At 72.5% G+C, this 22,706-nt stretch carries 21 protein-coding genes; 11 read left to right on the top strand and 10 right to left on the bottom strand.

What is annotated here, in order from left to right; translation table 11 throughout:
• Positions 1 to 3: 3 nt before the first annotated feature.
• The 5 genes from ACFZAX_RS04210 to ACFZAX_RS04230 all read left to right on the top strand — a co-directional run bounded on the left by ACFZAX_RS04210 (position 4) and on the right by ACFZAX_RS04230 (position 4,903).
• Positions 4 to 1,167: a cytochrome P450 gene (locus tag ACFZAX_RS04210; RefSeq protein WP_390959234.1), complete on the top strand. Its 1,164-nt coding sequence runs from the start codon at positions 4 to 6 to the stop codon at positions 1,165 to 1,167.
• Positions 1,164 to 1,979 (top strand): enoyl-CoA hydratase-related protein, encoded by an 816-nt coding sequence (locus ACFZAX_RS04215; RefSeq protein WP_390958899.1) that lies wholly within the window; start codon positions 1,164 to 1,166, stop codon positions 1,977 to 1,979. Before ACFZAX_RS04210 ends, ACFZAX_RS04215 begins: the two co-directional genes overlap by 4 nt.
• Positions 1,980 to 2,103: 124 nt before the next feature.
• Entirely contained in the window at positions 2,104 to 3,876 is a 1,773-nt protein-coding gene (locus tag ACFZAX_RS04220; protein WP_390958900.1) for an NlpC/P60 family protein, read from the top strand.
• 211 nt (positions 3,877 to 4,087) lie between these two features.
• Positions 4,088 to 4,453 (top strand): PH domain-containing protein, encoded by a 366-nt coding sequence (locus ACFZAX_RS04225; protein WP_390959235.1) that lies wholly within the window; start codon positions 4,088 to 4,090, stop codon positions 4,451 to 4,453.
• A 72-nt stretch (positions 4,454 to 4,525) separates the two neighbouring features.
• Positions 4,526 to 4,903: a VOC family protein gene (locus ACFZAX_RS04230; protein ID WP_390958902.1), complete on the top strand. Its 378-nt coding sequence runs from the start codon at positions 4,526 to 4,528 to the stop codon at positions 4,901 to 4,903.
• A gap of 48 nt (positions 4,904 to 4,951) precedes the next feature.
• On the opposite strand, the gene ACFZAX_RS04235 is transcribed toward ACFZAX_RS04230, so the two are convergent.
• The 4 genes from ACFZAX_RS04235 to ACFZAX_RS04250 all read right to left on the bottom strand — a co-directional run bounded on the left by ACFZAX_RS04235 (position 4,952) and on the right by ACFZAX_RS04250 (position 9,874).
• Entirely contained in the window at positions 4,952 to 5,755 is an 804-nt protein-coding gene (locus ACFZAX_RS04235) for an N-acetylmuramoyl-L-alanine amidase (RefSeq protein WP_390958904.1), read from the bottom strand.
• A gap of 138 nt (positions 5,756 to 5,893) precedes the next feature.
• Entirely contained in the window at positions 5,894 to 7,120 is a 1,227-nt protein-coding gene (locus ACFZAX_RS04240; protein ID WP_390958905.1) for a cation:proton antiporter, read from the bottom strand.
• Positions 7,121 to 7,317: 197 nt separating this feature from the next.
• The gene (locus ACFZAX_RS04245; protein WP_390958907.1) at positions 7,318 to 8,832 is read right to left on the bottom strand and encodes an alpha/beta fold hydrolase; all 1,515 of its coding nucleotides are present in this window, start codon (positions 8,830 to 8,832) and stop codon (positions 7,318 to 7,320) included.
• A 214-nt stretch (positions 8,833 to 9,046) separates the two neighbouring features.
• The gene (locus ACFZAX_RS04250; protein ID WP_390958909.1) at positions 9,047 to 9,874 is read right to left on the bottom strand and encodes a hypothetical protein; all 828 of its coding nucleotides are present in this window, start codon (positions 9,872 to 9,874) and stop codon (positions 9,047 to 9,049) included.
• 233 nt (positions 9,875 to 10,107) lie between these two features.
• Between ACFZAX_RS04250 and ACFZAX_RS04255 the strand changes: the two genes are divergently transcribed.
• Positions 10,108 to 12,393, top strand: coding sequence for an MMPL family transporter (locus ACFZAX_RS04255; RefSeq protein WP_390958911.1), 2,286 nt, complete (start codon positions 10,108 to 10,110; stop codon positions 12,391 to 12,393).
• Between the two features lie 121 nt (positions 12,394 to 12,514).
• Here ACFZAX_RS04255 and ACFZAX_RS04260 read toward each other — a convergent pair whose 3' ends face one another.
• From ACFZAX_RS04260 to ACFZAX_RS04270, 3 genes are all read right to left on the bottom strand, one after another.
• A complete protein-coding gene (locus ACFZAX_RS04260) occupies positions 12,515 to 14,107 on the bottom strand; it encodes a DEAD/DEAH box helicase (protein WP_390958912.1) in 1,593 nt (530 codons plus the stop codon).
• A 281-nt stretch (positions 14,108 to 14,388) separates the two neighbouring features.
• Positions 14,389 to 14,592 carry a cold-shock protein gene (locus tag ACFZAX_RS04265; protein WP_266706811.1) on the bottom strand — a complete coding sequence of 68 codons (204 nt, stop codon included), beginning with the start codon at positions 14,590 to 14,592 and terminating at the stop codon, positions 14,389 to 14,391.
• 279 nt (positions 14,593 to 14,871) lie between these two features.
• Positions 14,872 to 15,252, bottom strand: a complete 381-nt coding sequence (locus ACFZAX_RS04270) for a MerR family transcriptional regulator (protein ID WP_390958914.1) — start codon at positions 15,250 to 15,252, stop codon at positions 14,872 to 14,874.
• Positions 15,253 to 15,852: 600 nt separating this feature from the next.
• Between ACFZAX_RS04270 and ACFZAX_RS04275 the strand changes: the two genes are divergently transcribed.
• On the top strand, positions 15,853 to 16,179 hold the full coding sequence (locus ACFZAX_RS04275; protein ID WP_390958916.1) for a hypothetical protein: 327 nt from the start codon (positions 15,853 to 15,855) through the stop codon (positions 16,177 to 16,179).
• A gap of 128 nt (positions 16,180 to 16,307) precedes the next feature.
• The gene (locus tag ACFZAX_RS04280; protein WP_390959237.1) at positions 16,308 to 17,123 is read left to right on the top strand and encodes a GNAT family N-acetyltransferase; all 816 of its coding nucleotides are present in this window, start codon (positions 16,308 to 16,310) and stop codon (positions 17,121 to 17,123) included.
• Between the two features lie 12 nt (positions 17,124 to 17,135).
• On the opposite strand, the gene ACFZAX_RS04285 is transcribed toward ACFZAX_RS04280, so the two are convergent.
• On the bottom strand, positions 17,136 to 18,869 hold the full coding sequence (locus ACFZAX_RS04285) for a SpoIIE family protein phosphatase (RefSeq protein ID WP_390959239.1): 1,734 nt from the start codon (positions 18,867 to 18,869) through the stop codon (positions 17,136 to 17,138).
• A 210-nt stretch (positions 18,870 to 19,079) separates the two neighbouring features.
• The gene (locus ACFZAX_RS04290) at positions 19,080 to 19,796 is read right to left on the bottom strand and encodes a serine aminopeptidase domain-containing protein (protein WP_390958918.1); all 717 of its coding nucleotides are present in this window, start codon (positions 19,794 to 19,796) and stop codon (positions 19,080 to 19,082) included.
• A gap of 158 nt (positions 19,797 to 19,954) precedes the next feature.
• On the opposite strand from ACFZAX_RS04290, the gene ACFZAX_RS04295 reads away from it, so the two are divergent.
• Positions 19,955 to 20,440, top strand: coding sequence for a redoxin domain-containing protein (locus ACFZAX_RS04295; protein ID WP_390958920.1), 486 nt, complete (start codon positions 19,955 to 19,957; stop codon positions 20,438 to 20,440).
• 43 nt (positions 20,441 to 20,483) lie between these two features.
• On the opposite strand, the gene sigJ is transcribed toward ACFZAX_RS04295, so the two are convergent.
• On the bottom strand, positions 20,484 to 21,383 hold the full coding sequence (sigJ, locus tag ACFZAX_RS04300) for an RNA polymerase sigma factor SigJ (RefSeq protein ID WP_390958922.1): 900 nt from the start codon (positions 21,381 to 21,383) through the stop codon (positions 20,484 to 20,486).
• A gap of 102 nt (positions 21,384 to 21,485) precedes the next feature.
• On the opposite strand from sigJ, the gene ACFZAX_RS04305 reads away from it, so the two are divergent.
• Both ACFZAX_RS04305 and ACFZAX_RS04310 read left to right on the top strand, forming a co-directional pair.
• On the top strand, positions 21,486 to 21,848 hold the full coding sequence (locus ACFZAX_RS04305) for a hypothetical protein (RefSeq protein WP_390958924.1): 363 nt from the start codon (positions 21,486 to 21,488) through the stop codon (positions 21,846 to 21,848).
• Positions 21,849 to 22,135: 287 nt separating this feature from the next.
• Positions 22,136 to 22,660: a hypothetical protein gene (locus tag ACFZAX_RS04310; protein WP_390958926.1), complete on the top strand. Its 525-nt coding sequence runs from the start codon at positions 22,136 to 22,138 to the stop codon at positions 22,658 to 22,660.
• Positions 22,661 to 22,706: the final 46 nt, after the last annotated feature.

A 22,706-nucleotide genomic window follows, 5' to 3' on the forward strand; every position in this document is an offset into this window, starting at 1 on the left:
GCCATGGGTGACGTCGTCCCCGCCCCCTGGGGCGGGTACTTCGTCACCGGCTTCGACTCCGCGAACCAGGTGCTCCGGGGACGCGGCTGGCTGGCGCCCGACTTCGCGTGGCAGGAGCGCCAGGAGGACGCAGGGCGCTGGGACGCCGTCGCCACCCAGGAGATGACGAAGACCCTCGCGCGCCTCAACGCCCCCGAGCACACCTGCCAGCGGCGCAGTCTCGGCAACCTCTTCGACCGGTCGACGATCGACCGGCTCACTCCGCAGGTCGATGAGCATGTCCGGGGGCTGCTCGACGACCTGGCCGGGGCGCTCGAAGGCGGCGCCGAGGCCGACTTCGTCTCCCTGGTGAGCGACCGGCTCCCCATCTCCACCATCGGCGGCTGGCTCGGTATCCCCGCCGAGGACCACGACCACATCCTGGAGATCACCCACAACCAGGTGCACGCCCAGGAGTTGCTGCCCAACCGCAGCGAGCTGGCCGTGTCCGCCGATGCCACCGCGCACCTGCGGAAGTACTTCACCCACCTGGTCCAGGAACGCCGCGACCGCCCCCGCCACGACGTCCTCACCGGCTGGATCCACACCTGGGACGCGCTGGAACCGGACCGGGAGACGGCCGACGAGATCCTCTACCGGCTCACCATGTTCGTCACCATCGCCTCCCTGGAGACCACCGCCACCCTGCTCTCCTCCCTCGTGTCCCTGCTGGCCGGCGACCCCGGGCGCTGGGCGACGCTGCGCGCCCGCCCGGAGCTGATCGACGACGCGCTGGAGGAGGTACTCCGCTACGACCCGCCGATCGCCATCAACACCCGGGTCGCCGCCGAGGACACCGAGCTGGCGGGCGTCACCATCCCCAAGGACGCCATGGTGCATGTCATGTACGGAGCGGCCAACCATGATCCGCGCCGCAACGAGGACCCGCTCACCTTCGACATCGGGCGCCGCGGCAACCACCTCACCTTCGGCGGTGGCGTCCACTACTGCCTCGGCGCGGCCCTCGCCCGCCTGGAGGCCCGCTCGCTCCTCGTCCAGCTCCTCGACCGCTTCCCGGACATCCGGGTCTCCACCCCCGCCACGTACGCCTCACGGATGGTCTTCCGACGCGTGACCTCTCTCGGCGTGACCTCCCTCGGCGTGACGAAATCGAATGTGACGACATGAAACTCCCGCTCTCCGAATTCCTCTCGCCCTACGGCCGCCGCACCGGCACCGTACGCACGCTGCGCGAAGGCCCGGTACTCCGCGTCGAGCTGGACCGCGCCGCCGAGGGCAACACCGTCACCGAGGCGATGCTCGACGACCTGCTGACCGTCCTCGCGGTACCGGACCCGGAGGTACGCGTCCTCGTCCTGAGCGGCGCCGGACCCGACTTCAGCCTCGGCGGCGACCGCAACGAGTTCGCTGACTGGCTCGACGAGGACCCCACCGGGAGCGGCATCCGGATCGCCGGCGACAAGGCCCGCCGCGTCTGCGAGGCCCTCACCGGCTGCCCGGCCGTCACCGTCGCCCGCGTCCAGGGCAAGGTCATCGGCGCCGGCCTCGCACTCGCCCTCGCCTGCGACCTGCGCGTCGGCGCGGACACCACCACCTTCCGCCTCCCCGAACTCGCCCTCGGCCTGCCGACCGCCTGGGGCGGCGTACTCCCCCGCCTGATCAACGAGATCGGCGCCGCCCGCGCCCGTGAACTGATCCTCACCGGCCGCGTCTTCGACGCCCAGGAAGCGTACGAACTCTCGGTCCTCCAGAAGGTCGCGCCCGAGGCCGAACTCGACCGGGCCGTCACCGAATGGACCAAGCCGATCGTCCGCCGCCCCGAGTCGGCCCTCCGCGTGACCAAGGCCCTCTTCGCCTCCTACGCGGCCCCGACCCGCCTGGCCGACCCGTCCCTCCTGGACGCCGAACTCATGGCCTCGGTCGCCGCCGCCCACCATTACGCCCGCAACAGCGGCTCACGGGACGCCCGGGCGCGGTAGGCCGTGGCCCGGGCCGTGCCGGCCACCCACGGGGTACCTCGAAAAGACGGGGGTGCCCCCAGGAGGACGATTCCGGAGCCGCCACCCCGTTCCCCGACGTGTGTCCTCATACGATCATGGCCGCATGTCACCCACGTCCCGCCGCACCATGCTTGCCGCTCTCGCCGGTGCCGCCGCCTCCGTCCCTCTCGGCACAACGGCTGCCGACGCCTCGTCCAGAACGTCGATACCCGAGGCCGCCGTGTCGACCGGGGCCGCGTCGGCCCCGACGGCGGCTGCCGCGTCCCTCACGTCGCCCCGGTCCTCCGTCACCCTCGGCCCGCTCGACCCCGCCTGGTACACCACCGTCTCCCTCGGCACCCTCACCACGAGCGTGCTGCCCGGGACCCCCGAGCGCCTGGAGGTCACCTGCGGCTCCCAGCGGGTCGCCGTCCTGACCAAGGGGGCGCGCACCGCCCTCCTCACCGGCCCCGCACGCACCTTCACCGAGAACAAGCGCCCCTTCGTGGACGACTTCCGGCGCACCCTCCCCGACCAGACGCTGCCGGTCGCGGACCGCGCGTACTGGGGAACCTCGCCCGCCGGCGGCAGTTGGTCCACGCTCGGCCCCGTCGACACCGACTACGCGGTCGTCCCGGGCACCGCCATTCTCGCGCTCACCACCGACTACGCGAGCCGCCACGCCACCCTGCGGGACGACGCGATCACCGACGTCGACGTCCGCGCGACCGCCCGCTTCGACAAGGTGCCCACCGGCCAGGCGTGCTCGTACGCCCTGTCCTTCGGCTACCAGGACACCCACAACAACTACCGGGCCAGGCTGTCCTTCCTGACCACGGGCACCGTCGAGCTGCGCGTGGAGAAGGAGGTCGCGGACACGGTCACCCAGCTGGCCACCGCCACCACCCTCGCCACCGGAATCCCGGCCGGCACCGACTGGACGATACGAGTCCTCCGCGAAGGCACCCGCATCCGGGCCAAGGCATGGCGAACGGCCACCACAGAGCCCACCGCCTGGACGGCGGACGTCACGGACACCACGTTCCCCAAGGGCCGGGTGGGCCTGCGCGCCCTGGCCAACCAGGGCTGCACCAACCTGCCCGTCACCCTCTCCGTGAGCCGTTTCCAGATCGACGCCGCGACCTGGCAGCAACCGCCGACCGTCACCCACGACACCTGGGTACGCGTCCTCCCCGAGCCCTTCGACGGCACCTGGACCTCCACCCTGGAGCGGACGATCCGCGGCTGGGCGGGCTCACCCGCCCCCGACGTCCTGGCCCACGCCGCCGCCTTCCTCCCGGGAGCCCCCGCCGTGACCACGGCCACCGCCCCGGCGACCGGCAAGCAGGTCATGGGCGAGGCCGGCTACGGCTATCCGGACCCGCAGGGCTACCGCTACGAAGGCGCGGACTTCCACGAGTACATGAACACCGGCTGGACCTTCCCCGACGGCACCTGGACGGGACCCTCCACGAAGCAGGCCGGCAACCTCGACTGCTCCGGCTACGTACGCATGGTCTACGGCTACCACCTGGGCATCCCCCTGGCCGCGGGCGAGGACACCTCCAAAACCCGCATCCCCCGCCAGTCCCGCCACATGGCCGACGACACCCCCGGCACCCGGATCGACCGGACGGACGGCACGAACCCGCCCGCCGCAACCCAACTACAGCCCGGCGACCTGCTCCTCTTCAACGCCGACTCCGGCGACGACGCGGTCACCGCCACCGTCGACCACGTCGGCATCCACCTCGGCACGGACACCACGGGCAAGCGCCGCTTCCTCTCCAGCCGCAAGACCGCCAACGGCCCCACCATGTCCGACCTGGGCGGCGCCTCCCTCCTCGACGGAACCGGCACCTACGCGACGACACTGCACACGGTCCACCGCATCTGAGCCCGCCAAGGGGCGGCGCAACGGCACAGCCGGCTTACGGGTCCCGGATGGTGTGACGCCGCCGAGCGTCATTGAGAACATCGACCGGGAACCGCTCACCGGCCACGTAATGCCGCCCCTCGGTCTGCCCGACCGCCACCCGGACACCCGCACCCGCACCCGCACCCGCACCCGCACCCGCACCCGCCAACTCCACCACCCCGGGACCCCCATGGCCTTCTTCGGCAACGCCCACACCGTCGACCCGGCCACCGCCCAGCAGGACTACGCCCGTCTCATGGGCCCAGGCGAACAGATCCAGGCAGCGTTCCTGCTGATCAGGGACACCATTCTGTTCACCGACCGCCGACTGCTGCTGGTCGACAAGCAGGGGATCACGGGGAAGAAGGTGGAGTACCACTCCGTCCCCTACCGCAGCATCACGCACTTCTCGGTGGAGACGGCCGGGACGTTCGATCTGGACGCGGAGTTGAAGATCTGGATCTCGGGGATGCCCGCGCCGATCCAGAAGACCTTCACGAAGGGCGTCGACATCTACGAAGTGCAGGCGATCCTTACGCAGTTCGTGGCGCGCTGAGCAGCCGGCCGCACCATCCCCACACGTAACAAACCCCTGCGCACCGGCCCTCTCCCGTGATCGGGTGGGCCCATGACTTCTGCGATTCGCCACATCACCGTCGACTGCGCCGATCCGCACACCCTCGCGAGTTTCTGGGCCGCCGTCCTGGGCGGCAAGCTCGCCGAGGACGACTTTCCGGGGGACCCCGAGGCTTCGGTCGCGGCGGGGCCGCACGCGTTGCTGTTCATCGCGGTGGAGGACCGGAAGTCGGTCAAGAACCGGCTGCACCTCGATCTTCAGCCCCAGGACCGTACCCGGGACGAGGAGGTGGCCCGGTTGGTCGGTCTCGGGGCCACGTTGTACGAGGACCACCGGAAGCCGGGCGGTGCCGGGTGGGTGACGTTGCACGATCCGGAGGGCAATGAGCTGTGCGTCGAGCGCAGCGCGGAGGAGCGGGCGAAGAACTGAAAGACACGGAGGAGCGGGCGAAAGGCTGCGAGGAGCAGCAAGCGCCCCTCACTGCCCCGCTGTCCGCTTCCCCGTCGCCCGGGCCTTCGCCGGGAGGAGGTCCACGCTTCCGCTGGCGGCCTTGCGGAGGGCGGCTGTCTTCTCGCGGATTTCGGGGAGTTTGGCGTACAGCGCGTCGCCCGGGCAATCGGTGCCGTAGCTGTCGCGGTGGCCCGAAATGACGTTCAAGTCGGCGGAGTTGCCCTTGGGGTAGAGGCTCTCGCTGTTGGTGGAGACCAGCGTGACCATGCCATGCGGGTCGGTGCCGGGGCGCAGTTTCCAGGCGGCGATGCGCTCGATGGCGTCCAGCATGGGCTGCGGTACGGGGGTGGTCGGGTCGCTGAAGGTGCCGAGGGCGGCTATGCCGACGGTGTCGGCGTTGAAGCCCTTGGTGTGGGCGCCGCGCACCGAGCGGGTGACTCCGCCCGCGCGGCCTTCGTAGATGGTCCCGCAGCGGTCGACGACGAAGTTGTAGCCGATGTCGTCCCAGCCCTCGTCGTTGACGTGGTCGGACTGGACGGCCCGCAGCATTTCGGGGGCGTCGGCGCAGTCGTACCGGTTGCCGTTGTTCGTGTGGTGGATGAAGACGGCCCGGGCGGCCCCGGTGTACTGCGCCTTCTCCTTCACGATCGTCTCGTCGGCGTGCCAGGCGGCGCGGCTGACGATCCGGGGCTCGGCGGGCACCCGTATCCGCTCCGGGGCGACGGCGGCGGCGCGCTCCGAGGAGGGAGCATGCACGGCCGGGCCGTCCCGGAGTATCAGGAAGGCCAGCGTCAGGAGTACGGCTCCTGCGGCCAATCGGCGGGACCACATGGGTCCACCCTGCGTCGCCGCGCCGGACTTCGCAGGAGAGCGGGGCAACCGGGTGACGTCGCGGGCCGGTTCCCGCCCGACCCCGGTGACCTGCGCGGTTGTACGGGGAACGGGCCGCGAGGCCCGCCCGGGCCCCCCTCACCACGCCTCCCCGCCCCGCTCCGCCCGGGCTCCCCCGGCCCCCGCGTCCGAGCCCTCCTTCCGCTCCAGCAGCCACGGTGCCAGCAGCGGGAACACCAGGACGGAGACCATCGCGGCGCCGACCAGCGCCGCGCCCTCCCCCGTGCCGATCACCTTCTCGTCGAGGCCGATCGTGGTGATCGCGACGACGAGCGGCAGGCAGGTCGCCGCGTACAGCGCGAGCGCCCCGCGCTCCGGGCCCGAGGAGAGGTCGGGTGGGGCGAGAGCGAACACGGGGCCGCCGCGCACCACCAGGAAGAGGAGCAGGAAGGCGGGGAGCAGGGCCAGGGGTCGGCCGCCGTCGAGGAGGGCCCGCAGGTCGAAGTCGATGCCGGTGACGACGTAGAAGAACGGCACGAGGAATCCGAAACCGATGGCTTCGACCTTGGAGAGGATCGCCCCACTGCTCTCGGGCACCGAGCCCGTGAGGATGAGCCGGGTCAGCATGCCCCCGGCGAAGGCGCCGAGGAGGGTGTCCAGGCCGAAGAGTTCGGAGAGGCCGAGCATCGCGGCGAGCAGCAGCATCACGTAGCGCACCGCGAACTGGGCGCTGCTGTGCAGGGTGGTGGCGACGAGGCGGCCGAACCAGGCCGGCCGGGGCCGGGACGCCCACCAGACGGCGCCGGCCGTCATCACCGCGAACACGGCCAGCACCACGCTCGCCGCTCCCGGGCTGCGCCCGCTGAAGAGCAGGGCCATGGCGATGATCGGGCCGAACTCGCCGACCGCGCAGAATCCGGTGACCACGTTCCCGAAACGGCCTTCCAGCCGCCCCGAGTCGCGCAGGATCGGCAGGACGGCGCCGAGTGCGGTGCTGGTGAGGGCGGTGCCGATGACCAGGCTCCGGGCGAGGTCACCGCCGTTGAGCGCCAGGGAGATGCCGAGCCCGAGGGCGAGCGAGATCACCCAGGCGCCGCCCGCCCGCCGCAGCACCGGGCCGCCGACGTCCGCGAACCGGATCTCGTATCCGGCCAGGAAGATCAGCATCGACAGGCCCAGGTCGGAGAGGGCGTCGATCACCTGGTCGTGGTGGGCCCAGTCCAGGACGTCCGGGCCGATCAGGATGCCCAGCAGGATCTCGAAGATCACCACGGGTACGGAGAGCAGCCGCGCGACGGAGGCGGCGAGCAGCGGTGCCAGGGCGGCCATGGCCATGATCAGGATGAGGGTGCCGGGGTTGTCCACCGTTCGCATCCTGCAAGAGCCCGCCGCCCGGGCGGGGGACGGACACGCACCCCGGCAGGTCCGTCCCCCGCCCGTCCCCCCGCCCGGGCAGGGGACGGGCGGGGGGACGGACGGGGCCCCGCAGTTCCCTGGGCCCGCAGGCCCGCAGGCCGGCAGGCCCGCAGGCCCGTCCCCCCGCCCACGAGAGCCGTGAGGCCTCAGTCCGCGCAGTACGCGTCCCGCGCCGGTCGCCGTCCCGTGGTGAGGAAGGTGTTCACCGTCCGGTCGCCGCAGGCGTTGCCGTTGCCGAGGTACATCCCGTGGCCGCCGTGCCCGACGGTGACCAGGCGGGCCTTCGCGCCGAGCGCCGCGCGCATCTTCAGGGCGCCGCTGTACGGGGTGGCGGGGTCGCGGAGGCTCTGGATCATCAGGATGTTCGAGGGACCGTCGGCGGTGAGCGTGGTCGGCTCGTGGGCCGGCTGGTTCTGCCAGAACGAGCAGGGGGTGATGTTGGCGGGCATCCCCGCGGTGAGCGGGTACCGCTCCCGGTCGGCGGCGACCTCCTCGCGGTACGCGTCGGTGTCGGCGGGCCACCGCACGTCGTTGCAGATGACCGCGACCATCAGCGCCGCGTCCTGGTCCGGCAGCGGGTGGACCAGCTCCGGCGGCAGTACGGGTACGGCCTGCGGGTCCTGTACGGACCGCACCAGCGCGGCGAACCCGGCGAACGCGCTGTCGGAGTACAGGGCGTTCTGGAGCGTCTGGCGCAGGCCGTTCCCGGTGAGCGGGGCGCCCGGGACGCTGGACTCCCGGGGGGTCCGGTCGAGGCGGGCGGCGAGGTCCAGGAGCAGCGGGCCGACGTCCTCGGAGCGTTCGGCGAGCCGCAGCCCGTCCGTCACGCGGGCCGGGTCGGAGGCCCAGGCGGCGAAGTCGGGGAAGCGGTCGGCGGCGCCGCGCGCCATGTTCGCCAGCCAGCCGCGCTCGACGCGTGCCGGATCGGGGTCGCCGCTGCTGTCGAGCACCAGCCGGTCGACCCGCTCGGGGTATGCCTGCGCGTACTGGGCCCCGATGTACGTCCCGTACGAGACGCCCCACGCCGAGATCTTCCGTTCGCCGAGGGCCTGCCGGAACCGGTCGAGGTCGCGGACCTGGTTGGCGCTGGTGAAGCTGCCGAGCACCGCACCGCCGTCGCGCGCGCAGGCTTCGGCGGTACGCCGGGAGCGGGCGATGTTCTCGTCGATCGAGCCGTCGGCGGCCGGCCAGGACCGCAGGGCCGTGAGCATGCGGTCGTCCTCGGCGAGTCCGCAGCCGGCCTTGGTGGAGCCGCCGACCCCGCGCGGGTCGAGGGAGACCAGGTCGTAGCGGCCCTCCGTCGCCTCCCGCAGGGCCGCGCCCTTCTGCGTCAGCCGCTGGACGCCCGAGCTGCCGGGCCCGCCGGGGATCACCACCAGCGTGCCGCGCCGGGCGCCGGGCCGGTCGGTGCGCAGCCGGGAGACGGCCAGGGTGAGGGCGGGGCCGTCCGGGCGGGCGTAGTCCAGCGGTACGGGGAGGTCCGCGCACTCCTGTCCGGCGAGCCCACCGGAGCAGGGGTGCCACTCCGGGGCGGGGGCGGCGGCGGTACGCGCGGGCCCGGCGGCGGCGTGGGCCACCGGGGTGACGGCGTAGGTCAGGGTCGCCGCGACGGCGGTGGCGGAGAGTGCGGACAGCAGGGTGTTGTTCCGGTAAGTAGCCATGGCAGAAGGGTGGTTGACGGATCGCCGCGCACCCATCCGGCAGCCTGGAGACCCGGGGTGGGGCCGGCCCCCGCCGGGTGGCCCCACCCCGGTGGCCGAACCCTCCGGTTGGCCACCTGGGGCGCGTCTTCAACCGGCGCCTTCAACCGGCGCCTTCAATTGGCGCCTTCAACTGGCGTCCTCAACTGCCGTCCACCGGCCGGAGCCGCGTCGGCTACGCGGTTCTGCGCGCCGATCGGGGCTGGGCGCGCAGGGCGGGCAGGCGGGCGGTGTCGTCCGCTTCGGCCAGGCTCTCTCCCAGGGCCAGCAGGGAGAGGAGCCGCAGTGGCCGGCGGGCCGTGGCGGCGGCCTCGGCCTTGTGGTGGCCGTCGAGGAGGAAGTGGGTCAGGCCCCAGTGCGCGGACGGGCCGTCCGCCGGGCCGAGGGAGGGCCGGCACACGTCCAGCGTGGAGACGGCCACCGCCGTCGGGGCCGTCCCCCGCTCCATGAGCGCGACGTACTCCTCGACACGGACCCTCTCGTTCCAGGTCGGGGGAACCATGGGCACGATGAACTCGTAGAGGTGGGCTTCCGTGTCGACCGCGGTCTCGAAGGTCCGGTAGTACGGGGTGTGCGGATACTCCGGGAGGCCCCAGAACTGGTCGATGCCCCACGTCGCGACCTGCTCGCCGCTGAAGTAGTCGCCCTCCTTGCCGGGGATGACCAGCGTGGGTTCCACGTCCAGGAGCAGCGGGAGGTACTCGCCCTGCGGCAGCAGCGCGCCGAACGCGTCGATCACGCCGTCGTCGTCCGGGTCGTCCAGTGCCGCCGCGAGCCGTTCCTGCACGCTCTCCAGGGACAACTTCTCGTTCGCGCCTTCGAGCCGGCGGAACAGGAAAGGACATGTTCCGCAGTAGAAGCTGAGCTCGAAGGCAGGCCGGTCGTCGACCATCAGCAGGCGGCGCCGCGGCCCACCGCTCTCGTGAGGTTCCGCCTCGAAGCGCAACCGTGCCTCGGGGGCAGGGACACCGAGGTGGCGGGGGGCGCTCTTCTTGATCGTCATGAACCGACCGTAGAGCCCGCCGTCACCCGTTCCCCCCGCCCCCGCGTGCCTCCCCCTCCGGACACGCATTGAATGAAGCGCCATGGAGCGCCATGGAGCCCCGTGGAGCCATGGAGCCCCGTGGAGCCGTGGAGACCCGTAGAGCCATGGAGCCCCGTAGAGCCATGGAGCCGTGGAGTCATGGAGCCCCGTGGAGCCGTGGAGTGCCGTCCAGGAGGCCACCGGGAGGTCCCATGCCGTCGTCACCGGCCGCGAGGTCCGTTCCGCCTCCGCGCCGTGAGGCCGGGGCGCAGCGCCCCACCGGCGGGCTGCGCCGACTCGGCGCGTGGTGCGCCCGGCACTTCGTGGTCGTGCTGGTGGTGTGGGTGGTGGCGCTGGCGGGGCTCCAGGCGCTCGTTCACGCGTACGGCGGTGACTACTCCGACGAGTTCTCGCTCCCCGGCACGCAGTCCCAGGACGGGCTGGACGTCCTCAAGGCGCACGCGCCGTCCGCCGGGGGGTACAGCAGCCAGATCGTCCTGCACGACGCGGACAAGCCCCTCACCGACTTCTCCGGCCAGGTCTCCTCGGCGGTCGCCGGCCTCCAGAAGCTGCCGGACGTGCTCTCCGCGCAGAACCCGCTGCCGCCGCCCGGTACCCGGCCGACCCCGCCCCCCACCGGGACACCGGACACGGGGCCGCTCTCCGTGGACGGCAGGACGGCGTTCATCACGGTCCGTTTCGGCGTGCAGCCCTCGACGCTCGGTTCGGGCTACCTGCCCGGCGTGGACCAGGCGGTGCAGCCGCTGCGTGCGGCCGGGGTGCAGGTGGAGTACGGAGGTCCGCTCGGCGAGCTGGCGCGCCCCGAGGCCGACGACCGCACCAGCGAGGCGATCGGGTTCGGCGTGGCGATCCTCGTCCTCCTGATCGGCTTCGGCAGCCTGCCGGCCGCGCTCCTTCCGCTGGTCACGGCGTTGTTCTGCGCGGTGTGCGGGCTGGCGCTGCTGGGGCTGCTGGCGTCCTCGTGGACGTTCGCCACGGTGTCGCCGACGCTCGCCACGATGATCGGCATCGGGGTCGGCATCGACTACGCGCTCTTCCTGGTGACCCGGCACCGGCAGAACCTCATGAACGGCCAGGATCCGGCCACCGCCGCCGGGAACGCCGCCGCGACCAGCGGGCGGGCGGTACTGCTCTCCGGGTGCACGGTGATCATCGCGCTCTCCGGGCTCTGGGTGTCCGGCATCGGCTTCATCGGGAAGCTGGGGCTCGCGGCGGCGGTCACCGTGGTCACCGCGGTGACCGGCGCGCTGACCCTCGTACCCGCGCTGCTCGGGCTGATCGGCCGGCGCATCGACCGCGTCCGGGTACGCGGGCCGATCGCCGAGACGGACGCGGCGCCGGGCGGGACCGCTCGCGGCGGCTGGCACCGGTACGCGGAGCGGGTGGAGCGGCGGCCGTGGTGGTTCCTGGTGGGCGGGGTGGTGGTGCTGGCGGTGCTGGCGTTCCCGTTGTTCTTCATCCAGCTGGGGCACATCGGCGACGGCGCCGACCCGGAGTCGTTCACCGACCGGCGGGCGTACGACCTGATGTCCTCCGCCTTCGGCCCCGGCTCCAACGGCCCGCTGACCCTGGTGATCGACCGGAGCGACGTGCCGCAGGCGGACCGGGCGGCGCTCTCCTCCCAGGCGCAGCAGGCCCTCACCGGGGTGACCGACGCCTCGAAGATCACGCAGCTCACCGCCACCTCGGACGGGGACGTGCTGACCGCGACCGCGTACTCCGTCGCCGCCCCGCAGGACGAGCGGACCACCGCCCTCACCGACGACCTCACCGACACGGTGCTGCCGAAGGCCGTGTCGGGCTACCAGGCACGGACCTACGTCACGGGCACCACCGCCGCCCAGGTGGACTTCCTGGACATCGTCGCCGGCCGGCTGCCGCTGATCATCCTGGTCGTCGTCGGGCTGGCGTTCCTGGTGATCCTGGTGGTCTTCCGGGGGCTGCTCGTCGCGGTGAAGGCGGCGGTGCTCAACGTGCTCTCGATCGCCGCCTCGTACGGGGTGGTGGTCGCCGTCTTCCAGTGGGGCTGGGGCGGTCCGGCGCTCGGCGTGTCGGGGGACGTGCCGATCGAGAGCTACGTCCCGATGATGATGTTCGCGATCGTCTTCGGGCTGAGCATGGACTACGAGATCTTCCTGCTCTCCCGCATCCACGAGGCCTGGTCGCGCACCGGGGACCCCCGGGGCAGCGTCGCGCACGCGCTGGAGATCACCGCCCGGGTCATCACCTGCGCGGCGCTGATCATGGTGAGCGTTTTCGCGGCGTTCCTGATCAGCGACGACATCGTGGTGAAGATGCTGGGCCTGGGCCTCGCCGCGAGCGTGCTCGTCGACGCGACGGTCGTACGGCTGCTGCTGGTGCCCGCCGTGATGACGCTGCTGGGCCGGGCCGCCTGGTGGACCCCCCGGTGGCTGGACCGCCTGCTGCCGCACGTGGACGCCGAGGCCACGGGCACGGGCCCCGCCCGGAAGACCTGACGGCGCAGGACACGGCCTCGGACGTGTCGCCCGCCCGGAAGACCCGACGGTGGTACGCACGACAGCGCCCCCGCCCACCGGTCGCGAAGGACCGGGGACGGGGGCGCTCCCGCTGTACGGGTTACGCGGCGCGGTTGGCGCGGCGCACCGCGGCGGCGGCGCGTGCCTCGGGCGTCGCCAGGTCGGTGCGGCGGCCCCGGCCGGCGCCGCCGCCCGAGCGGGCACCGGCCCCCGGGCCCCGGCCGCGGCCCATGAAGGCACCGCCGCGCGACTTGCCGGAGGACTTCGGCCGCTCGGACGGCGGGCTGGTGATGACGACCGGGACACCGGACGGGGTCCGGGCGCCGGTGATCCGGCTCAGCTCGGCCTCGCCGGACCGGACCTGGGCGACCTGCGGGGTGATGCCCGCGTCCTGCATCAGGCGGGTCATCTCACGGCGCTGGTTGGGCAGCACCAGCGTGACGACGCTGCCGGACTCGCCGGCGCGCGCGGTACGGCCGCCCCGGTGCAGGTAGTCCTTGTGGTCGCTCGGCGGGTCGACGTTCACCACGAGGTCGAGGTTGTCGACGTGGATGCCGCGCGCCGCGACGTTCGTGGCGACCAGCACGGTGACATGCCCGGTCTTGAAGCGCTCCAGGGTGCGGGTGCGCTGCGGCTGCGACTTGCCGCCGTGCAGCGCGGCGGCCCGGACACCGCTGGCCAGCAGGTGGTCGGTGAGCCGGTCCACGGCGTGCTTGGTGTCCAGGAACATGATCACGCGGCCTTCGCGGGCGGCGATCTCCGTGGTGGTGGCGTACTTGTCGGCGCCCTGCACGTAGAGCACGTGGTGCTCCATCGTGGTGACGGCACCGGCGGCCGGGTCGACGGAGTGCACGACCGGGTCGTGCAGGTAGCGCCGGACCAGCAGGTCGACGTTCTTGTCGAGGGTCGCCGAGAACAGCATCCGCTGCCCCTCCGGGTTCACCTGGTCGAGCAGCTCGGTGACCTGCGGCATGAAGCCCATGTCGGCCATCTGGTCGGCCTCGTCGAGCACCGTGATGGTGACCCGGTCCAGCTTGCAGTCGCCGCGCTCGATGAGGTCCTTGAGCCGTCCCGGCGTGGCGACGACGACTTCGGCACCGCCGCGCAGCGCGCTGGCCTGCCGGCCGATCGACATACCGCCGACGACGGTGGCGAGCCGCAGCTTCAGCGACCGGGCGTACGGGGTGAGCGCGTCGGTCACCTGCTGCGCCAGCTCACGGGTGGGCACGAGGACCAGGGCGAGCGGCCGGCGGGCGTCCGCGCGGCGGCCTTCCGTACGGGCCAGCAGGGCGAGGCCGAAGGCCAGCGTCTTGCCGGAACCGGTACGGCCGCGGCCGAGGACGTCGCGCCCGGCGAGCGAGTTGGGGAGGGTGGCCGCCTGGATGGGGAACGGCACGGTGACGCCCTCGGCGACGAGGGTCGCCTTCAGGGGCGCGGGCAGCTCCATCGCCTCGAAGGTCTCGACCGCCGGCAGGCCCGGGTTGATCGTGACGGGCAGGGCGAACTCGCTCCTGCCCGCGGGCCTGCGGCTGCCCTGGCCGCCGGAGCGGCGCGGTCCGCCGCCGGAGCCGCCGGGACGGCCCCCGCCGGAATACCTCGCGCCGCCTCCGAAACCGGAGCCGCCGGAGGAGGATCCACCGGATCGGGTGCGGGAAAACCTGTCGTTCGAGCGGGGCGTGCGATCGCGGTTCATGGAGAACCTTTCCTCGATGGGCACGTATCGAGGGATTCTCTGTGAAGAGCGACGACCGAAAGGGCGCCCAGAATCGCAAGAACGAGCCGATGAACGGGACAAATACGGAGAACAGGAGAACCGGGAGCGGAACTCCTGTCGAAGAACAAGAAACGCCGGATGAACAGGCGAATAAGAAATCCGGCCCCCAGGGACATCATCCCGCACGGCCGGAAACGCCAACGAGCCGGGGCCCGCACCCCAAGGTGCGGGCCCCAGCTGCGTGGAACGTCTGCGCGAGATCAGGCAGGAGTGATGTTCTCGGCCTGCGGGCCCTTCTGGCCCTGGGTGATGTCGAAGTTCACCTTCTGGCCCTCCTGCAGCTCGCGGAAGCCCTGGGCGGCGATGTTCGAGTAGTGGGCGAAGACGTCAGCGCCGCCACCGTCCTGCTCGATGAAGCCGAAGCCCTTTTCCGAGTTGAACCACTTCACGGTTCCAGTAGCCATGTCAGTCTCCTTGGGGGCATAACCCGCGGACACGCACTGTGCGTATCCAACGTCGCCGTGATGATTACCCCGTCCGGGATGAATACCGGAAATACAAAACCGCACCCACCGATGTACGACCGGCAAGAGCGCGTGAAGTTCTTGGGAACCACAACTGCAACTTCAACAACCGTAGCACGATGCAAGCGAAAGAGGGCGGTACGTAATTACGTTCCGCCCGGGGCGGCATAAATTCTCACCGCACATTGCCCGTAAATCTGCTTCGGCGGCGGCAGATATTCAGGAGTGGCCGGCCTCCTCGGGGCCCTGGGGCCCGCCGGACCCGTCCGAGCGCCGTCCGTTCCGGCCGGAGCGCAGCTCCTCGTTGAGGCGGAGCGCCTCTTCGAGCTGGTCCTCCAGGATCACGATCCGGCAGGCCGCCTCGACGGGCGTTCCGCTGTCCACCAGCTCCCGGGCACGGGCCGCGACGCGGAGCTGGTAGCGGGAGTAGCGGCGGTGGCCGCCCTCCGACCGCAGGGGCGTGATCAGCCGGGCGTCTCCGAGCGCCCGCAGGAAGGCGGGTGTCGCGCCGATCATCTCGGCGGCCCTCCCCATCGTGTACGCGGGGTAGTCGTCGTCGTCCAGGCGGTCGACGACGTGCTGTGTGGCTTCCGGGGGCATAGCACCTCTTCCGGGACCACCCGGGGGGCGAGACCCGGGAGGCGGCCTGTCCGCTCCCCGGGGACACCTGTGGGTCCCAGAACACTTGTGTCCAGATCAGTCAGCTCTATCGTAGCCGCGACAGTTTTTCCCGTCTCGGGGAGCGAAGGTTTCTCCGCCGCCCGCGCGCCCCCGCGCGCACCCGTTGGGCCGTACGGGGTTACTCGCGCAACCACCCTCCGCGCGCCCCACCGCTCCCGCCCGGCACACCGGGCGACCGACCGGCCGGTCGAAATGAGCTGACCTACCGGTCAGTTGTCGCCAGGGCCGGGGCGGGGCCATAATGCACACGTAGCCCTTCACGCATCCCCCGTCGTGAGGGGCTACGTCATGTTCCGGCCCGGAACCAGGCCTCGCGCAGGGCGACTTGGCGACCGCCCCCGCGGCGGGATCACCGCACGCCCGAGCCCTCGGCACGCCTCTCACCAGGCCGGAGGCGCACCGGAAGCAGGCGGGGGGCGGGCTGCGTTTGCGGGCCGACCACAAGGCCGGTTACGTGGAACGGGTACGAGTCCGGGCCGCGCGCACGGGACCGGGCCGGTGCCACAGGAGGGACGCGAGATGTCCGGAAAGAGGTCCCACAAGGCCCTGAAGTCCCAGAAGCACGACACATCCGGGAAGCACGAGCGGTCCGGCGGCTTCGAGGAGTCCGGGAAGTCCGGGGAGCCGGCCGCGGCGGGTCCGTCCAAGATGCGCCTGCTGATCAAGGTCGGCACCGGCAGCCTCGCCGTCGTCCGCGCGGTCAAGCGGGTGCGCCGGACCACCGGCGGGGCCGACAAGCTGCTCGTCGCCGACTCCGTCGCGGGTCTGCTGCCGATGGTCACCGCGGTCGCCGTCGTGGTGCGCCAGCTGCGGCGTAAACAGCAGTCCGCGCACGCCACTCCTTAGGGCAGTTTCCGGGGCGAGTCGGGCTCGCCGGGGCCGCAATCCGGCGAAACCGTCCCCGTGCGCCCGCCCGTGCGGGGTACGACTGGTCCGTGTCCACCTTCGAGATCACCACCGCCGGCGCCGCCGACATGCCCACCCTGGCCGCCTGGGCCCACGAGGAGGGCTGGAACCCGGGTCTCGCCGACGAGGGCCCGTTCTTCACCGCGGACCCCTGCGGCTTCCTCATCGGCCGGCTCGACGGGGAGCCGGTGACCTCGGTGTCGGTCGTGCGCTACGGCACCGGCTACGCCTTCCTCGGCTTCTACCTCACCCGCCCCCACCTGCGCGGACAGGGTTACGGGCTGCGCACCTGGCGGGCCGGTACGGCGCGCCTGAGCGGGCGCACCATCGGGCTCGACGGAGTGCCCGACCAGCAGGCCAACTACCGCAGGTCCGGCTTCCGCACGGAGTGGAGCAACGCGCGGTACGAGGGGTTCCCGGCGGCCGGGGCGCGGCTTCCGACCGGTCTGCGGCTGGTGGATGCCCGCTCGGTGCCGTTCGACCGGCTGGCGGCGTACGACCGGCGCTTCTTCCCGGCGCCGCGCGAGGCCTTCCTCGGGGCCTGGATCACCGCGCCGCATCGCACGGCGCTCGCGGTGGTGCGGGAGGAGGACGGTGCGGTCGAGGGGTTCGGGGTGGTGCGGGCGTGCCGTGCCGCTTCCCGGGTCGGCCCGCTGTACGCGCCTTCGCCGGACGTGGCGGCGGCGCTGCTCGGCGCCCTCGCGGCCACCGTGCCCGGCGTGCCGGTGGCGGTGGACGTGCCCGACATCAACCCGGTGGGGGTGCGGCTCGCGGAGCAGCTGGGGCTGACGCCGGCGTTCGGGACGGCCCGGATGTATGCCGGGCCGGTGCCGGAGTTCGACCGGGCGGGGGTCTACGGGCTCACCAGCCTGGAGCTGGGCTGAACGAACCCGTGATCAGAGCCGGGGGTCGCCACCGCCCTGGAGCAGGCGGGGTCCCGAAGGCGGGCGGGGGCCGTCCACGAGATGGTCGATGCCGACGTCCTCGCGGATGCGGGAGGCGAGCACGGCGATGTCGTCGTCGGCGCCCGGGGCGAACCGGTCCAGGACCACGTCGAGCAGGTCCTCCAGGTCGCCGCTCTCCGGCATGGTCAGGGTGGCGAGCCGCCGCACGGAGACGTCGATGTCCTCGCCCCGGCGCTCCACCAGCCCGTCGGTGTACATGAAGAGGACCGTTCCCGGGCGGCAGGGCACCACCTCGGTGCGGTAGCCGCCGAAGCCCGTGCCGAGCGGCGGGCCGGGCCGTACGGCCACCACTCGGGAGCGCTGTTCGTCCGGGTCGATGAAGACGGGCGGCAGGTGGCCCGCGCTCGCCACTTCGCACCAGCCGTTGTAGCGGTCCACGACGGCGAGCAGACAGGTGGCGGCCCGGTCCACCCCGGAGCGCTGCACCATCTTGTCGAGCTGTTCCAGGATGCGGTGCGGGGGCAGGTCCTCCCAGGCGAGCATCCGGAGCATCGAGCGGTAGTGGCTCATCGCGACGGCCGCCTCGACACCGTGGCCCATGACGTCGCCCATGGCCTTGAGGTGGCGCCCGTCGCGCAGCGGTACGACGTCGAACCAGTCGCCGCCGACCACCGCGCCCCGGTCGGCGGGCAGGTAGCGGGTGGCGACCTCCACGTGCGGGTGGGCGCCCCGGGGTTCGGAGAGCAGTGACGCCTGGAGCTCCCGGGCGATGGTGTGCTCCCGGGCGTAGCGGCGGGCGTGGTCGAGGTCGGTGGCGGCCCGGTTGGCGAGTTCGCCCGCGACGAGCACGTCCTCGTCGTCGAAGGGCGGCGAGCTCTCCGAGCGGACCAGGCTCAGCACCCCGACCGACACCCCCCGGGCGGCGAGCGGGACGACGAGGGCGTAGCGCAGGCCGGAGGCCCGGTAGGCGGCGATCAGCTCTGCGGTGGCCCCGGCGCGTCCCCACTCGCTGCTCTCGCCCAGGTCCCTGACGAGGGGCCGGCCGGCCGCCAGGCACTGGGAGACGACCGCGTCGTCCTCGAAGTCGATGTACTCGCCCGCATGGGTGAAGAGCGACGCCCCCGCCTCGAACTCGGGGGCGGCGGCGTACCCGGCGCGCCGCATCCGCACGATCCCCGCCGGCGCCTGCCGGACGGAGTGACCGACTTCGGGCGGGAAGACCTCCACGGCCGCGAAGTCGGCGAGGGAGGGGACGACGAAGCGGGCGAGTTCCTGGCAGGTGGTGTCCATGTCGAGCGTGGTGCCGATGTTGACGGCCGCGGTGGCGAGGAGGGTGAGGTGCCTGCGGGCACGTTCGAGCTGCCGTTCCTCGTTCTTGGTGTCGCTCATCTCCAGCAGGATGACGGCGAGCCCGACCGGCTCGCCGTTCTCCTCCAGCCGGTGGTACGCGGCCTGCCAGTAGCGCTCCTCGTGGCGGGAGATCCCCCAGGACTGGCCCCGGGTGACGGACACCCGGGGCTTCCCGTCGTGGAGCACCAGCCGCATGATGTGGTCGCGCACGTCGAGCTGGGGCAGCACCTCCTGGACCGTGCGGCCGAGGTGGGCGGCGGCGGGGAGGCCGTTGAACTCTTCGAGGGCCGGGTTCACGTAGACGTACCGCAGGCGGGTGTCGAAGGCTGCCACTCCGGCGGGGGAACCGTCGGCGAAGGCGGCGACGGCCGCCAGGTCGACCGGGGGGACGGGAACGTCGGCGCCGGCAGCGGGACGGCTCGGGTCGGCCGGGGGCGGGGACGGCGGTTCCTCGTCGGATCTGCCCTGCACCGGAACCTCCCGCCGTCGCCGTCGCCGGCCCGCCCGCTCGTCACCGGCCGGAACCCCATCCTCTGCCGCGCCCGGGGGCCCCGCATCCGGGGGACGGCGGGCACCCCGGGGCGCTCAGCGTGCGGGGAGGCCGTCGAAGTCCAGCGTTCCGGCCGTCGCCTCAGCGCCGGCGGGGAGCCGCAGCACCTCCGCGACCGGCCGGGGCACCGGGGTCAGCCCGAGCAGGCCGGTGACGAGCTCGGTCGTGGTGCGGTGCCAGGCGGGGGCGCGGCGGATCATCGCGTGATCGCTGTTCCGCATGGTGATCAGACAGGTACGGGCTCCGGCGCGGCGGGCGCGGGTGGCGAGGGACTGGGTCGCCTGCGGGCTGGTGACGCGGTCGCGGGTGCTGTGCAGCAGCACCACGTCACGGCCGGACAGCTGGGTGACCGGGTCGCCGGGCGGGCACCAGGGGGCGAGGCCGACGACCCCGCGTACCAGCGGGTGGCCGCCCGCGCGCAGCGCGGCGCGGGCGCCCATGGAGTGGCCGAGCAGGATCACCGGCAGGTCCCCGGCCTCGTCCTGGAGCACGTCGAGAGCGTGTACCGCGTCGTGGAAGGCGTCGTCGCGCTCGCCGTTCCACCCCCGGTGGCCGTACCGCACGCCGCGTACGAGTACGGGGCCCACCGCACCCCCGGTCCGGTGTTCGCCGGTCGCCCGGACGAGGGACCGGATGAACGGCCACATCCGGAGCCCGGGCAGGTTGAGCAGACCGGGCGGGGGCGGTCCGGTTCCCTGGGCCCGGCCGCCGTGCAGGACGAGCACCGCCGCCGAGGGCATCTGCGGGGCCACGCGCACCTCCTGGGTCGTGGACCGGGCCGTGGACCGGCCCGTCGAACGGTTCGCCCTAACGAGGAGCATGCTCGTGCGGAGCACCTGGGCACATTCTCGTAGGAACGTCGTCCTGGCGGGCACCTCGCCGGGAACATTCCCCGGACGAAGGAGACATCATGGCATCAGGACCTCAGATCGGCGCCCCCGCACCGGAGTTCACTCTTTCCGGCGGCGCGCTCGTGGGTGAGGAGTTCGTACGGCGCGACTACGTCCGGGCGGGTGCGCCGGGTCGCGCACTGATCCTGGCCTTCTACCCGGGTGACAACACGACCGTCTGCACCCGGCAGCTCTGCTCGTACTCCTCGGGTCTGGAGGTCTTCGAGGGGCTCGGGGCGGAGGTCTGGGGAATCAGTCCACAGGGTGTGGACAGTCACGAGAACTTCGCCCGGGTCAGGGGGCTGCGGATGCCGCTGCTGGTCGACGCGGACCGGGCGGTGGCCCGGCAGTACGGGGTGGCGGCGCCCGGGATCGGGGTGCGCCGCTCGGTGTTCCTCATCGGGCCGGACGGCGTACTGCGCTGGAAGCACGTGGCGTTGGTGGGCGCGACGTTCCAGTCCGTCGACACCCTGGCCGCGCGGCTCGCCGAGATCGCGCCCGTCTGACCGTCCTGACAGTCCTCGCAGTCCTGGCAGTCCTGGCTGCCTCTCAGACGTCGTCCAGCCACGGCCGCAGCTTCTCCGGGTTGCGGACCACCCACATGCGGGTGATGCGGCCGTCGGCGATCTCGAACGAGGCCACCGTCAGGACGGTGCCGCCGCTCCGGGCCACCAGGCCCGGCGTTCCGTTGACCGAGCGCTCCAGGAGTTCGAGCCCGGGGGCCCGGTCGGCGACGGCGGCCATGTACGCGGCGATGCGCGCACCGCCCTCGACCGGGCGCAGCACCGCGCTCACCAGGCCGCCGCCGTCGGCGGTCAGCACGGCGGCGGGGTCGAGGAGGTCGACGAGGGCCGCGATGTTCCTGGCCTCCCAGGCCTGTTTGACCTGCCGCACCACGTCGTCCCGGCCGGCCACCGTGACGGGCGGGCGTTCGGTGCGCAGCCGCCGCCGTCCGGAGGCGGCGAGCTGCTTGCAGGCGGCCGGGGTCCGGCCGAGGACGTCGGCGATCTCGGCGAACGGGTAGCGGAACACGTCGTGCAGCACGAACGCGACCCGCTCGGCGGGGGTCATCGACTCCAGGACGACGAGGAACGCCATGGCCACCGACTCGTCCAGGACCATCAGGTCGGCGGGGTCGCCGTCGCCCTCGCGGCCGTGTCCGGTGCGGTCGGGCAGCGGATCGGGCAGCCAGGAGCCGACGTACCGTTCCCGCCGCGCCCGCGCCGAACCGAGGACGTCCAGGCAGATCCGGCCGGTCACGGTGGTCAGCCAGGCGCCGGGGGAGGCGATCTCGTCCCGCCGGGCTCGCGGCAGGGCGTACCACCGCGTGTACGCCTCCTGCACGGCGTCCTCGGCCTCGTCCAGTGATCCGAGCAACCGGTAGGCGATGTTGAGCAGTTGGCGCCGTTCCCCGGCCACTTTGCCGGTGCTGGTCCCCGCCGTCCCCATCCCGGGCGCCCTCTCGCCTTACCTTTCGCGGACCCGTCTCGTCGGGCTGGTGAGACCTTATCGACCGACTGCCTTCCGGGGCGGAACAGGGGGACCGTGGCCATGACCACCCAGGCGGCGGCAGAGCACCGCTTCTCGTTCCTGCGGATCGCGATAGCGCTCCAGACCTTGACCATTTTCCTCCAAGCGGTCTCCGCCGGGCTGCTGTTGACCGCTTCCTACGGCGAGACGCTGCACAGCGTCGGCGCCCGCGTGATGTACGGGGCGTCGATGCTGTACGTCCTCGCGGCGGTGCTGGCGTGGAAGCCGGGCGGCGGTCCCGCCCGGCCGGTCCGGCACGCGACCGGCTTCCTCGTCCTCGCCTCCGTCCAGGTCGTGCTGGGCATCGCGCACGTACCGTCGGTCCATCTCCCACTCGGCGTGCTGATGTTCGGGCTGAGCCTGGTGGCGCTGGTGAAGCGCTGAGGGACGTACGGGGCACGGGGAGCGGCTGCCGGGAGCGCCCGGCCCGGCACGGCGCACGGAGCGGCGGCCGGAGGGAGCGCCCGGCACGGAACCAACCGTGCCGCGCGGTCGTCCACCCCTTCGGACGGCAGTTTCCGGCACCGAGATCATCCGAAGACTGCCGGTTCCCGGCAGTGACGGTGGGCCCCGGCCCGTGAGATTCTCCGGTCGGTTCGCCGGCCGGTTCCAGCCGTCCGGTTCGCCAGGGAGCGGGGCCGGGGGGCCCGAACGGCTCAAGGGGGTACGACGTGACGCTTCTCCTCGCACTCGGTGCGGCGGGACTCGCCCTGCTCGCCCTGTCGTTGCTCTTCGACGGCATCCTGGAAGGGATCTTCGGCGGGCTCTTCGGGGGCCTGCTCAACGGCCTCTTCGACGGCCTGCTCTCGCTCCCCGTGATCGCCGGGTTCCTCTCGATGCTCGGCTTCGGCGGGGCGATCGTGCAGGGAACCACCGACGCAGGCCTGGCCGTGGCCCTCGCGAGCGGGGGCCTGGCGGGACTGGTCGCGGCCTGGCTGACCTGGAGGTTCAGCCGGGCTCTGATGCAGGACCGGACGGACCCCGCGCCGCGCGGCACCGACCTGATCGGTACCACCGGTTCCGTCGTCACCGCGATCCCGGCGGACGGCTACGGCGAGGTGCTGCTGCGCCTCGCCGGGCACACCGTGAAGTACGCGGCGAAGAGCGCCGCACCCGTCGCGCAGGGCACCGAGATCTGGGTCGAGGCCACCTTGTCCTCCTCCTCGGTCACCGTGCGCCCGGTGGAACGACCGTAAGACATACGGTCGTTGATCAATCCGCTGCCCACGCGGGCAGCGGTCC

The sequence above is a fragment of the Streptomyces sp. NPDC008125 genome (assembly GCF_042957125.1).
GTDB lineage: Bacteria > Actinomycetota > Actinomycetes > Streptomycetales > Streptomycetaceae > Streptomyces.